General features: G+C 58.6%; 10 protein-coding genes. 8 read left to right on the forward strand and 2 right to left on the reverse strand.

What is annotated here, in order from left to right:
* Nucleotides 1-139 precede the first annotated feature (139 nt).
* The 6 genes from WD429_RS10965 (at nucleotide 140) to WD429_RS10990 (ending at nucleotide 7,205) form a co-directional block, all read left to right on the forward strand.
* Nucleotides 140-1,768, forward strand: a complete 1,629-nt coding sequence (locus WD429_RS10965) for an acyl-CoA synthetase (RefSeq protein ID WP_368422215.1) — start codon at nucleotides 140-142, stop codon at nucleotides 1,766-1,768.
* Between the two features lie 97 nt (nucleotides 1,769-1,865).
* Nucleotides 1,866-3,242: a solute carrier family 23 protein gene (locus WD429_RS10970; RefSeq protein ID WP_368422216.1), complete on the forward strand. Its 1,377-nt coding sequence runs from the start codon at nucleotides 1,866-1,868 to the stop codon at nucleotides 3,240-3,242.
* A 225-nt stretch (nucleotides 3,243-3,467) separates the two neighbouring features.
* A complete protein-coding gene (locus WD429_RS10975; protein ID WP_368422217.1) occupies nucleotides 3,468-4,301 on the forward strand; it encodes a metal-dependent hydrolase in 834 nt (277 codons plus the stop codon).
* A 109-nt stretch (nucleotides 4,302-4,410) separates the two neighbouring features.
* Nucleotides 4,411-5,361 (forward strand): DegV family protein, encoded by a 951-nt coding sequence (locus WD429_RS10980; RefSeq protein WP_368422218.1) that lies wholly within the window; start codon nucleotides 4,411-4,413, stop codon nucleotides 5,359-5,361.
* Nucleotides 5,362-5,499: 138 nt separating this feature from the next.
* Nucleotides 5,500-6,534, forward strand: coding sequence for a hypothetical protein (locus WD429_RS10985; protein WP_368422219.1), 1,035 nt, complete (start codon nucleotides 5,500-5,502; stop codon nucleotides 6,532-6,534).
* Nucleotides 6,535-6,572: 38 nt separating this feature from the next.
* Nucleotides 6,573-7,205, forward strand: coding sequence for a LysE family translocator (locus WD429_RS10990; protein ID WP_368422220.1), 633 nt, complete (start codon nucleotides 6,573-6,575; stop codon nucleotides 7,203-7,205).
* Nucleotides 7,206-7,266: 61 nt separating this feature from the next.
* Here the strand turns inward: WD429_RS10990 and fdxA are convergent, their stop codons facing one another.
* Together fdxA and mutS are read right to left on the reverse strand one after the other, a co-directional pair.
* Nucleotides 7,267-7,590 (reverse strand): ferredoxin FdxA, encoded by a 324-nt coding sequence (gene fdxA / locus WD429_RS10995; RefSeq protein WP_368422253.1) that lies wholly within the window; start codon nucleotides 7,588-7,590, stop codon nucleotides 7,267-7,269.
* Between the two features lie 162 nt (nucleotides 7,591-7,752).
* Nucleotides 7,753-10,392 carry a DNA mismatch repair protein MutS gene (mutS, locus tag WD429_RS11000; RefSeq protein ID WP_368422221.1) on the reverse strand — a complete coding sequence of 880 codons (2,640 nt, stop codon included), beginning with the start codon at nucleotides 10,390-10,392 and terminating at the stop codon, nucleotides 7,753-7,755.
* Nucleotides 10,393-10,474: 82 nt separating this feature from the next.
* On the opposite strand from mutS, the gene WD429_RS11005 reads away from it, so the two are divergent.
* Both WD429_RS11005 and recA read left to right on the forward strand, forming a co-directional pair.
* Nucleotides 10,475-10,975: a CinA family protein gene (locus WD429_RS11005; protein WP_368422222.1), complete on the forward strand. Its 501-nt coding sequence runs from the start codon at nucleotides 10,475-10,477 to the stop codon at nucleotides 10,973-10,975.
* A gap of 74 nt (nucleotides 10,976-11,049) precedes the next feature.
* Entirely contained in the window at nucleotides 11,050-12,102 is a 1,053-nt protein-coding gene (gene recA / locus WD429_RS11010; protein ID WP_368422223.1) for a recombinase RecA, read from the forward strand.
* Nucleotides 12,103-12,115 lie beyond the last annotated feature (13 nt).

Raw genomic sequence — 12,115 nt, forward strand, 5'->3', positions numbered from 1 at the left:
TATTATTACTATAATACGTTGGTGTAATTTCTAGTATTTACCCGATCAAATACTATTTTAGTTAAGTTGAAGTATAGCTGTTATAGCGTACTCCCTGAATACACCATAAGAACAATGCAGCTCACAGAGGACCACAACCATGACCTCGATTTTTGACCAGGGTCTTGAACCCGTCGATGCCAATTACGCTGTTCAGTCTCCCATTGATTTTATCGAGCGCACCGCCAGTGTGTACCCGGATTACCCGGCGGTTATTCACGGCGCGTTGCGCTACACCTGGCAGCAAACCTACGACCGCAGCCGCCGCCTGGCGTCCGCATTGGTCGGGCGTGGGATTGGCCGTGGCGATACGGTAGCGGTCATGTTGCCCAACATTCCCGCCATGGTGGAATGCCACTTTGGTGTGCCGATGATCGGTGCGGTGCTCAATACGCTCAACGTTCGCCTGGATGCCGAAGCCATCGCGTTCATGCTGGAACACGGTGAAGCGAAGGTGGTGATCGCCGATCGCGAATTCGGTGAGGTGGTCCGCGAGGCCGTCAGCCGCCTCGACACCAAGCCGCTGGTGATCGACGTGGATGACCCGGAGTACGGCGAGGGCACCCAGGTCAGTGAGCTTGACTACGAAGCCTTCCTGCAGGAAGGCGACCCGCAGTATGCGTGGCGCTTCCCGGAGAACGAGTGGGATGCGATTTCCCTGAACTACACCTCCGGCACCACCGGCAACCCCAAAGGTGTGGTGTACCACCATCGGGGTGCTTACCTCAACGCCCTGGGCAACCAGGCCGTGTGGTCGATGGATATGCACCCGGTCTACCTCTGGACCCTGCCGATGTTCCACTGCAACGGCTGGTGTTTCCCCTGGACCGTCACTGCCATGGCGGGCACCCACGTATGCCTGCGCAGAGTTGATCCGGAGAAAATTCTGCAGCTGATCCGCGATCATCAGGTGACCCACATGTGCGGCGCACCCATTGTACTGAACGCGTTGCTGAACGTGCCTGAGTCCGCCAAGGCCGGTATCGATCATGAAGTGAAGTCGATGACCGCCGGCGCAGCGCCCCCGGCTCAGGTTATCGGAGCCATTGAGGAAATGGGCATTGCGGTGACCCATGTGTATGGCCTGACCGAAGTCTACGGCCCGGTGACCGTGTGCGCCTGGAAGTCCAAGTGGAATGACCTGCCGCTGCATGATCGCGCCCGGAAAAAAGCCCGCCAGGGCGTTCGCTACCACACGCTTGCGGGCACCATGGTGGGCGATTCCCACACCATGGAACCGGTGCCGAAAGACGGCCAGACCATTGGCGAGATCTTCCTGCGTGGCAACACCGTGATGAAGGGCTATCTGAAGAATCCGAAAGCCACCGAGGAAGCCTTCCGGGGCGGCTGGTTCCGCACCGGCGACCTGGCGGTATGGCACGAAGACGGCTATATGGAAATCAAGGATCGCCTGAAAGACATCATCATTTCCGGCGGTGAGAACATTTCCACCATCGAAGTGGAAGACACGCTATACCGCCACCCGGCGGTGCTCGAGGCGGCCGTTGTTGCCCGTCCGGACGAGAAATGGGGCGAAACGCCCTGTGCCTTTGTCACTCTCAAGCCGGAGGCCGGCGAGGTTTCCGAGGAAGATATTATCAGCTTCTGCCGCGAGCATCTGGCCCGCTTCAAGGTCCCTAAGACCGTGGTGTTCTCGGAGCTGCCGAAAACATCCACCGGCAAGATCCAGAAATTTGTGTTGCGTGACCAGGCCAAAGAGCTCGAATAACCGGGCTTTCCACTGACCTGGCGCGCAGCGCCTCGCAAAATACCCTGACAAAAACAACATCAGGTGCACGCTTTGGCGTGCGCCAGGAGACCCTTTTATGCAAATTTTCCATCGAAAAAGCGGTGAAGAGCAGCCGTACTGGCCGGCCGGCCCTTTTAAAATTCGACTGCCTTTTGTCCATTACCGCTGGGAATTCGCGGAGATGGTTCAGGCCCTGATCATGTTCGTGGTCAGTCTGGCGATGATTCCGCTGCTGGAAACCTACCTGGGCGTGCCGTATGACGTGGCGCTGGCGTATGTGGTGATCTGTGGCATCGGCTTCATGCTGCCGGCGTTGCTCGGCGTACCGCTGGTGCCGGGCTGGATTACCCCGGGCATCCCTGTGGTGCTGCTGTTTCTGGGCGACTACGAACCCGGCCCCGAAGCTATTCAGGCACTGTTCGCATTGCAGTTCCTCGTCTTTATCATCTTCCTGGTGTTGGGGGTTACCCGCCTCGGTAGCAAGCTGGTGGAGCTCATACCCCGGTCCATGAAAGGCGGCATTATCATCGGTGCCGGTATTGCCGCGCTGATGGGAGAGATTGAATCCGGTGGCCGCTTGGCGGAAACGCCGATCTCGCTGATTGTGGGCGGCCTGGTGTGCCTGTACCTGATGTTTTCGGTGTCGTTCAAAGGCTTCGTGGACACCAATGGTTTTGCTCGCAAGATTGCCAACTACGGCATGGTGCCGGGCATGATTGTGGCTATTCTGGTGGGCTTTGCCACCGGTGAGTACGCCGTGCCAAACGTCGAGTGGGGCATCACCAAACCGGCTTTTGATGAGCTGTGGAACTACCTGCCGTTCAGTGTCGGCTTTCCGGATGCCAGCGTGTTTATGTACGCGGTCCCCACGGCGGTGATCGCCTACGTTATCGCCTTTGGTGACATCGTGGTGGGTCAATCGCTGATGAGCCGTGTGGACCATCTGCGCAAGGACGAAGACATCGAAAACAGCATTGACCGTGCCCACTTGGTGACGGCGATCCGTAACGGTGGCCACGCCTTCTTCGCACCCTATCCGGGCCTGGCCGGCCCGATCTGGACCGCGGTCACCGCCACCATGGCGGAGCGCTACAAATACGGTCGTAACGCCATGGACTCCATCTACAGCGGTGGTGGTACCTTTTGGATTACCGGCTTTATCGCGCTGTTCATGCTGCCGCTGGTGAGCTTCTTCCAGCCGGTCCTGCCGATCGCGTTGTCACTGACCCTGCTACTGACCGGGTACATCTGCCTGATGGTGGGTCTGGAACAACTGGAGAACAACACCGAGCGCGGCATCGCCGGCACCATGGGTGTGGTGCTGGCGGTCTATGGCGCGGGTTGGGGACTGGCCACCGGCGCCGTTCTTTATTTCCTGATCGAGCGCACCAAATTGTTGGGCTTCACCGCTGATCCGGAAGCTCCGGGTACTAAAACCCCAGACGAGCACTAAACCCGGTCACCTTCAGCCTTCTGTGCTGGGGGTGGCCATACCACTGTGTGTCCTTGGGGGTATCGGTTTGATCATACCCCCTTTTTTTTGACGATCTGTCATTTTGTGACATTCTGTCCAAAAACACCCTCCGCTACTACCGTCTGTCCTGTTAACGGGTTTACACTGAATCGGCTGGTTACTTTTCGTTCGCCGTTCCAGAACCATAATAAACAGGAGGCAGCCATGACCATCAGTTCCACGCCCGACGACGTGTCCGTCACGCCCCGGCAACTTCGCTTTGATGTGGCCGAAGACCTCAAAACCCTGTGGCACGGCAATAACGCCTTCAGAACGGCGTTTTTCAACGCGCTCTCCCTGCAGTTTCCCGATGGCGAACAACAGTTCATCAACGCTGTGCGTCTGTACCGTGACCGGATTGATGACCCGAAACTGCAGCAGGAGATTCGCGGTTTCATCGGCCAGGAAGCGTTGCACAGCCGCGAACACAAGAGTTACAACGAGGCGCTCAAGGCCCGTGGCTATGAGATCGATAAGCTGGACGCGCGTTTCTGCAAGCACATGGAATGGGTCGGCAACCTGCCACCGAGCCGCCAGTTGGCCGGCACCTGCGGGGCTGAGCATTACACGGCGGTACTGGCAAACGCCATCCTGCGGCACCCGGAGTGGATGGAGGGCGCGACGCCGGCGATGAGAAGCCTGTGGCGCTGGCACGCCATTGAAGAAACCGAGCACAAGTCCGTGGCGTTCGACGTATACCGCCATTGTGTTGGCAATGAACGTCTTCGCCGGATCGTTTTCCTGTTCGTTACCTGGAATTTCTTCAAATATACGTTCATCAACACCTGTAGCTTGCTGAAAACCGACGGCAAGCTCTGGAGTGTGAAGACCTGGGTAGGGGGGCTCAACTTCCTGTGGGGCAAGCCGGGCATACTGCGCAAGTGTCTGCCGGAGTTTCTGGCCTATTTTCGTGATGGCTTCCACCCCTGGCAGCAGGACAATCGGGCCTTGCTGAAAGCGAACCTGCGGGAGCTGGACACCGCCGCACCAAACTCGTGAGCGACCGGTGCTGAAAATCTGATCACTTTGTGTAAGACTAAGCGCTACTAAAAACAACGACAAAAAAGGGAGTTTCCAAGAGAAACCTCCCACCGCCGGAGGCACCCCCATGCGAGTTGGTCTTATCGTGGATTCTGCGTGCGATCTGCCCTATGAATTCAGCCGCAAGCACGACCTGTTTATTCTTCCCGTCACCGCCGTGATCGACGGTCAGACCTATATCGATGAACACGACCCCGTGCGCACCCAGGAGTTTTACCAGAGTGGCCTGCTGCAGAAAGGACATCAGGCGGAAACCCAGGCCTTCAGCGCCGAGCAGATTCACGATCTGTTCATGGAAAAGATCGTCACTCAGTTCGATGTGGCCATCTGCGAGACCGTGACCCGAAGCCGCAGTCTGATCTACCAGAATGCCACCGAAGCCATGAACGGCGTGATGTCCCGTTACGAAGACGCACGCAAGGCCGCAGGCCGGGAAGGCCGTTTCTCCATGAGGGTCATCGACAGCAAGCAGATTTTTGCGGGCCAGGGCCTGCTGGCGGCTCATACCCTCCGGCTGATCCGTCAGAAAGTATCGAAAAACGTTCTGCGCCATGAAGTGGAAACCTTCACCGACAAGATTTACACCTGCGTGATTCCCCGGGATCTGCACTACATTCGTGAGCGCGCGCGCCGCCGCGGTGATAACAGTGTATCCGCCCTGGTGGCGTTTCTGGGTAAGGCCCTGAACATTACCCCGGTCATCTTCGGCCAGGGCGCGGAAGGCCGGCCAGCCGCGAAAACCCGCAGCTTTGAGATGGCGGTGGAAAAGGTCATGAATTACGCCGCCGCAAGAGTGGACGCGGGGCTGCTGACGCCCTACGTGAGCCTGTCCTGTGGGCTGACCTGGACCGAAATCGAAGATTTGCCCGGGCTGAATCGCCTGCGGGACGCTTGTGAACGCAACGACGTGGAACTGCTGCTGTCGCAAATGGGCATTACCAGCAGCATATATGTGGGCCCCGGCAGCCTCTGCCTCGCGCTGGCGTCGGAGCCTCACAGCTTCAGCGACTTCCAGTAGTTCCGGTTCAGGCTTAAAGCACCGGCTTACTGGCCCCCCTGCATCCACTTTGCTGTATTTTTGGCAAACCGGTCACGACGGTCTTCGTGTTAGCCTTGGGCCCTAGGTTTCATCCCAACAAACAGGACAGCTGACACCATGACTCAAGGCAATACGGACCTCGCCAACGCGCTGCTGGAACAGCACGTCAAGCATGAAATGGCTTCGTTGAAAGGCGCAAAGCTGCGCAAGTTCCTGGATACCGAGGTCAGTGAGCTGCTGAATCATGCGCAGACGGTCACCCTGAGCCGGTTGGTCTCCGAAGCGCAGATTATGGGGGTGATCCAGCGCATTGTGGTGGACATGGAGCTGGATGCCGGCATTCCGGAACTTGCTGCCGAGATGGCCACCGAAGTGCTGAATGCTCCGGTCCAGGAGACTACGACCCTGGGTGATATTATTTCCCGGGAGCAGGCCACCGGTTTTCTGGAAGAAGCCCTGGAGTTGCGCCATCAGCGTGAGCGTGTCATCAGCGAAATCATGGCGCACCCGGTGTACCAGGAGCTGGTCTCCAATGTGGTGTATCACGGCCTGGTCAACTACCTGTACGAAGACAACCTGATCACCAAGTCGGTGCCCGGCGTTGGTTCGATGATGAAGTTCGGCAAGAAGATGGCCAACAGGGCGGTCCCCGGACTGGACGAGACCTTTGAACGCCGCCTCAAGGCCTGGCTGTCTGACAGCCTGCCAGGCCTTATCGCCCGTAGTGAACAGTTCCTGCACCGGGCACTGTCGGATGATGAGCTGCGGGACAGCGTCATGGCGGCCTGGGTGTCCGTGGAAGACCGTACTGTCGCGGATCTGCACGAGGGCCTGGGAGATGTTCAGCTGCAGGAATTCGTCGTTCTGGGCTATGAGTTCTGGTTACGCTTCCGCAAGACCGAGTATTTCAAAGGGTGTGTCGAGGCGGTGGTGGCTCACCTGTTCGCGAAATACGGGGATCGTCCGATCGCGGATCTGTTGGGGGATGTCGGCGTGACCCGCGATGTCATTATGGCGGAAATTGACGCACTCGCGCTGCCCATTGTGGACGTGTTGCGGGAAGAGGGATATGTTGAGGCGCTGTTGCGCCGGCGGTTGTCGTCATTCTATAAATCCGCCGCCGCGAAAAAAGTTCTCCAGCAGGGGGCCTGAAAACGTGCCTCCAGCCATAATCTGATTGGGGGCATGGTGTGGTTTTCGAGTTGTTCTGGGGCTACCTGGTCGCGATTACACTGCTGACGGTAACACCGGGGGTGGATACCCTTCTGGTGATGCGCAACACCGCGCGTGGTGGCCTTGGGGATGGCTGCGTAACCAGCGTGGGCATTTGCAGCGGCCTGTTTGTTCACGCCAGCCTGTCCGCGCTGGGCATTTCCATATTGCTGGTGGAAACCGCCTGGGCTTTCTCCGCGCTCAAATGGGCGGGTGCCTGTTATCTGATCTGGTTGGGTATTGGGTCGCTGCGGCGGGCAATCGCCCCCGGAAAGTCTCAGGGGGCCTCGGTGAAGGCTGAGAAACGGGTGCCTGGGTCAGCCAGGGCGGCGTTCCGTGAAGGCCTGCTTTCCAATGTGCTTAACCCTAAAACGGCGCTGTTTTACATGGCGCTGCTGCCGCAGTTTATCGATCCGGCTGGTAATGCTTTCCAGCAGTCGCTGATCCTGGCCGGCGTGCACTTCCTGCTGGCAATGATCTGGCAATGTGGACTGGCTTGGGTGCTGGTGAGCTTCCGGGAGCTGGGGGTGAGCCGGAGCCTGGGGCGTGCCCTGAATACGCTGACGGGTGGCTTCTTTGTGATCATGGGGGGCAAACTGGCAGTCAGCTGACAGGACTGCGGGCCATAAAAAAAGGGAAGCTGATGCTTCCCTTTTTTGCGACTTGTCCGGGTTATTTTTCCAGATACTGGATCTTGCCGGTCTTGCCGTCCCACTCTTCCGCATCCGGTAGCGGGTCTTTCTTTTCGGTGATGTTCGGCCATTTTCCAGCCAGATCGGCGTTGAGTTCGACAAACTGAACCTGATCCTCGGGCAGCTCATCTTCCGAGAAAATAGCCTCGGCCGGGCATTCCGGTTCACACAGGGCGCAGTCGATACACTCGTCCGGATCGATCACCAGAAAGTTCGGGCCTTCGTAAAAGCAGTCAACCGGACATACCTCTACGCAGTCGGTGTATTTACACTTGATGCAGTTATCAGTAACGATAAAAGCCATAGTCAGATCCCTGGTCCAGTGGTCGTTCAATCTCATCAGGAGCGCCGTTTGGGCCCCATCATTATATTTTGGTGCGCGATATTGTAGGGAGCGGCCCCGGCTCCCGCAAGCGTCACCCTGATATAACCTTATTACATAGGTCAATCTGGCCGTTTCTGCCCGCTATTTTTGCATCAGTTCCTTCAGGTGATACAGGCGATTGAGCGCCTCCCGCGGGGTAAGGTCGTCCAGCTCGAGCGTTTTCAGGGCGTTTTCCACGGCACTTGGCTCCGCGCTCGCAAACATGTCTCCCTGCCAGGCTGACTCGCTGGGTGGTGGTTCACGAAGGGTTTTCGCCGGCGGAACCTCGTTGTGGGTAGGGCCAGCGCCAGTGGTTATGGGGCTGACCGGCGTGCTGGCACCTTCAAGATGAGCCAGCTGGGCCTTGGCGTGGCGAATCACATCCTGTGGTACACCGGCCAGTTTGGCGACCTGAAGGCCGTAACTTTGACTGGCGGGGCCATCGTGAACGTTGTGCAGGAACACGATGCTGTCGTCGTGCTCGGTGGCGGTCAGGTGCACGTTGACGGCGTGGTGAAGCTCATCCGCCAGTTGCGTCAGCTCAAAGTAGTGGGTGGCGAACAGAGTGTAGCAGCGGATTTCCTTCGCCAGATGCTCTGCCGTGGCCCACGCCAGAGACAGGCCATCGAAGGTGCTGGTGCCGCGACCCACTTCGTCCATCAATACCAGGCTGTATTCGGTGGCGTTGTGAAGAATGTTGGCGGTTTCGGTCATTTCCACCATGAAGGTGGAGCGGCCACCGGCGATGTCATCGGAGGAGCCCATGCGGGTGAAAATGCGGTCTACTGGCCCGAGTAAGGCGCGATTGGCGGGCACAAAACTGCCAGTGTAAGCGAGCAGGGCAATCAGCGCGGCCTGACGCATGTAGGTGGACTTACCGCCCATGTTCGGGCCGGTAATCACCAGCATGCGGCGCTGGGTATCCATCAGCAGATTGTTGGGCACGTAAGGTTCGCTGAGTAGCTGCTCGACGACCGGGTGGCGGCCTTCTTCAATGTCAAAGCCTGGGGTTTCGCTGAATTCCGGCGCGGTGAAGCGCAGGCTGGTGGCGCGTTCAGCGAAGTTGCTCAATACGTCCAGTTCCGCCAGTGCCTGGGCGGCGTCCTGCAGCGGTGCCAGCTGCTCGGCCACGGTTTCCAGTACGTCGTCATACAGGGATTTTTCCCGGGCCAGGGCGCGGCTCCTGGCGCTTAGCGCTTTGTCCTCGAACTCCTTGAGTTCCGGCGTGATGAAGCGCTCGGCGTTTTTCAGGGTCTGGCGGCGAATGTAGTCCACCGGTGCCTGATCGGACTGGGCACGGCTGATCTCGATGTAATAACCGTGAACCCGGTTGTAACCCACTTTCAGGGTGCTGATGCCGGTGCGCTCTTTTTCCCGGGTCTCCACATCCAGCAGGTACTGTCCGGCGTTTTCGCTGATGTTTCGCAGTTCGTCCAGTTCTTCGTCGAAGCCTTCGCGGATCACGCCGCCGTCGCGAATCACCACGGGCGGGTTATCCATGATGGCGCGCTCGAGCAGATCCGCCAGTTCGGGGTATTCACCGATGACGGTGGCCAGTTTCACTATGTGGTGGGAGCTCACCGGCTGCAGGGTTTTCTGGAGGTCCGGCAAGGCCGCGAAGGCATCCCGCAGCCGCGCCAGATCCCGCGGACGCGCGGAGCGCAGTGCCACCCGGGCCAGAACCCGCTCGATATCGCCCACGGCTTTCAGCAGATCGTGGATCGGTTCGTAGTGGAACCCGTCCAGCAATGCCGACACGGCCTGTTGGCGCAGCTGCACCGTGTCCACGTCCCGCAGCGGACGGTTCAGCCAGCGCCGCAGCTCGCGTCCGCCCATGGCGGTAGCGGTACGATCCATCACCCAGGCGAGGGTGTGCTGGTGGCCGCCCATCAGGTTGATGTCGATTTCCAGATTGCGGCGGCTGGTGGCGTCCAGAATCACCGCTTCCTCACGGCGCTCCCGGGTGAGTTTGCGAATGTGGGGCAGGGCGGTGCGCTGGGTTTCTTTGGCGTATTGAAGCAGGCAACCGGCGGCACAAATCGCCAAAGTCAGTTCTTCGCAGCCAAAGCCGGTCAGGTCCCGTACCTGCAGCTGCTGGGTGATCACCCGGCGGGCGGTGTCGGACTCGAACAGCCAGGGGCCCTGGCGGCGAATGCCGGTGAACCCTTCCAATACCTCCTGGTAGGGAAAGTCCTCACTGATCAGAGTTTCCGCTGGTTGCAGGCGCTGGAGCTCGCCCTGCAGGGCTTCCAGATCGTCGAGCTCGGCCACCGCAAAGCGGCCACTGGAGATGTCCAGCGAGGCGAAGCCGAACCGTTCCCGCTGGCTGAAAATGGACACCAGCAGGTTGTCGCGGCGGTCTTCAAGGAAGGCGTCGTCGCTCAAGGTGCCGGGAGTGACGATCCGCACCACCTGCCGGTCCACCGGGCCTTTGCTGGTGGCCGGGTCGCCGACCTGCTCGCAAATGGCGATGGATTGACCTGCCCGTACCAGCCGTGCAATGTAACCTTCAGCGGAGTGATAGGGAATGCCGGCCATGGGAATGGGGTTGCCGCCAGACTGGCCGCGGGCCGTCAGCGTGATGTCCATCAGCTCGGCGGCTTTTTTGGCGTCGTCGTAAAACAGCTCGTAGAAGTCCCCCATGCGGTAGAACACCAGCTCATTGGGGTGTTTGCCCTTGATCTTGAGGTATTGCCTCATCATGGGCGTGTGCTGCGATAGGTCGGTCTGAGCTGCTGACATGAAGGCGTCCGAATCCATTGGCTTTATGCGGAGCCCCGGATTGTAAGAAAATAACGCCAAGGATGAAACGAAGGAGATCATTATGTTGATCACGGACCAGGATCTTGAGCTGGCGGGGAACCACCTTGGCGATCTGCTGACCGGCGCAGGTTGGACGATCGCCACCGCAGAAAGCTGCACCGGTGGTTGGGTGGCAAAAATATTGACCGACCGGGCGGGGTCGTCTGCCTATGTGCATGGTGGGTTGGTGACCTACAGCAACGAGGCCAAGCACGAAATGCTCGGTGTATCCGAAGAGGCCCTGGGGGAGTGTGGCGCGGTCAGCGAACCGGTGGTAAGGCAGATGGTGGGCGGCACGCTGGCGGTGACCGGCGTTGACGTCGCCGTGGCGATCAGTGGTGTCGCCGGCCCCGGCGGCGGTAGCGAGGACAAGCCGGTGGGCACCGTCTGGTTTGCCTGGGGCAGTAGCCTCAAGACTATGGAAGCACGGCTGGAACGCTTCGAGGGCGACCGGGATGCGGTACGCCGACAAGCAGTTCTGTATGCATTGCAAGGCGTTAGCGAGTATGTGAAGCAATCCTGAAAACAGGGGGTTGGTCTTGCCAACCGGTTGTGTTTTAATACTGTTCAAATATACAGGCATGAGGTTTTGTACCGATGGAAGACAACCGCAACAAAGCGTTGAACGCAGCACTGAGCCAGATTGAACGTCAGTTCGGCAAGGGCGCTGTCATGAAGATGGGCGACCAGCCCCGGGAGGCCATTCCTGCGGTTTCCACCGGTTCTCTTGGCCTGGACGTCGCCCTGGGGATTGGTGGCCTGCCTTACGGTCGGGTGTGTGAAATCTACGGTCCGGAGAGTTCTGGTAAAACAACGCTGACCCTCCAGGTGATTGCCGAAGCCCAGAAAGATGGCAAAACCTGTGCCTTTATCGACGCAGAACACGCGCTTGATCCTATTTACGCCGAAAAGCTGGGCGTGAACGTGGACGAACTGCTGGTGTCTCAGCCGGATACCGGTGAGCAGGCGCTGGAAATCGCCGATATGCTGGTTCGCTCCAATGCGGTAGACATCATCATTGTCGACTCCGTCGCGGCGCTGACGCCGAAAGCCGAAATTGAAGGTGAAATGGGCGACAGCCACGTTGGCCTGCAGGCCCGCCTGATGTCCCAGGCTCTGCGGAAACTGACCGGCAATATCAAGCACGCCAACTGCCTGCTGATCTTTATCAACCAGATCCGCATGAAAATCGGTGTTATGTTCGGTTCCCCGGAAACCACCACGGGTGGTAACGCCCTCAAATTCTACTCCTCTGTGCGCCTCGACATCCGCCGCATCGGTGCCGTCAAAGACGGCGACGAAGTGATCGGTAACGAAACCCGTGTCAAAGTGGTGAAGAACAAGGTTTCGCCGCCGTTCAAGCAGGCCGAATTCCAGATCATGTACGGTAAGGGCATCTACCACATGGCCGAAGTGGTCGACATGGGCGTGAAGGAAGGTTTCGTCGACAAATCCGGTGCCTGGTACGCTTACAACGGCAACAAAATCGGCCAGGGCAAAGCGAATGCCTGTAAGTACCTGGAAGAAAACCTGGAAATTGCTCACGAAATCGAAGCCAAGGTTCGCGACAAGCTGATGCCCAAGCCGGTGTCCAAGAAAGACGAGGCGGCTGCTGCTGAACAGGCCGAAACCAGTGGTGAACTGCTTTAAGTAATGCCGGGGA

Source organism: Marinobacter sp. (assembly GCF_040904845.1).
Classification (GTDB): Bacteria; Pseudomonadota; Gammaproteobacteria; order Pseudomonadales; family Oleiphilaceae; genus Marinobacter.

What these genes read in the sequence shown, in the direction of transcription:
- WD429_RS10965 (WP_368422215.1), top strand. Translation starts at nt 140, where the DNA reads ATGACCTCGATTTTTGACCAGGGTCTTGAACCCGTCGATGCCAATTAC.
- WD429_RS10970 (WP_368422216.1), top strand. Translation starts at nt 1,866, where the DNA reads ATGCAAATTTTCCATCGAAAAAGCGGTGAAGAGCAGCCGTACTGGCCG.
- WD429_RS10975 (WP_368422217.1), top strand. Translation starts at nt 3,468, where the DNA reads ATGACCATCAGTTCCACGCCCGACGACGTGTCCGTCACGCCCCGGCAA.
- WD429_RS10980 (WP_368422218.1), top strand. Translation starts at nt 4,411, where the DNA reads ATGCGAGTTGGTCTTATCGTGGATTCTGCGTGCGATCTGCCCTATGAA.
- WD429_RS10985 (WP_368422219.1), top strand. Translation starts at nt 5,500, where the DNA reads ATGACTCAAGGCAATACGGACCTCGCCAACGCGCTGCTGGAACAGCAC.
- fdxA (WP_368422253.1), bottom strand. Translation starts at nt 7,590, where the DNA reads ATGGCTTTTATCGTTACTGATAACTGCATCAAGTGTAAATACACCGAC.
- mutS (WP_368422221.1), bottom strand. Translation starts at nt 10,392, where the DNA reads ATGTCAGCAGCTCAGACCGACCTATCGCAGCACACGCCCATGATGAGG.
- WD429_RS11005 (WP_368422222.1), top strand. Translation starts at nt 10,475, where the DNA reads ATGTTGATCACGGACCAGGATCTTGAGCTGGCGGGGAACCACCTTGGC.
- recA (WP_368422223.1), top strand. Translation starts at nt 11,050, where the DNA reads ATGGAAGACAACCGCAACAAAGCGTTGAACGCAGCACTGAGCCAGATT.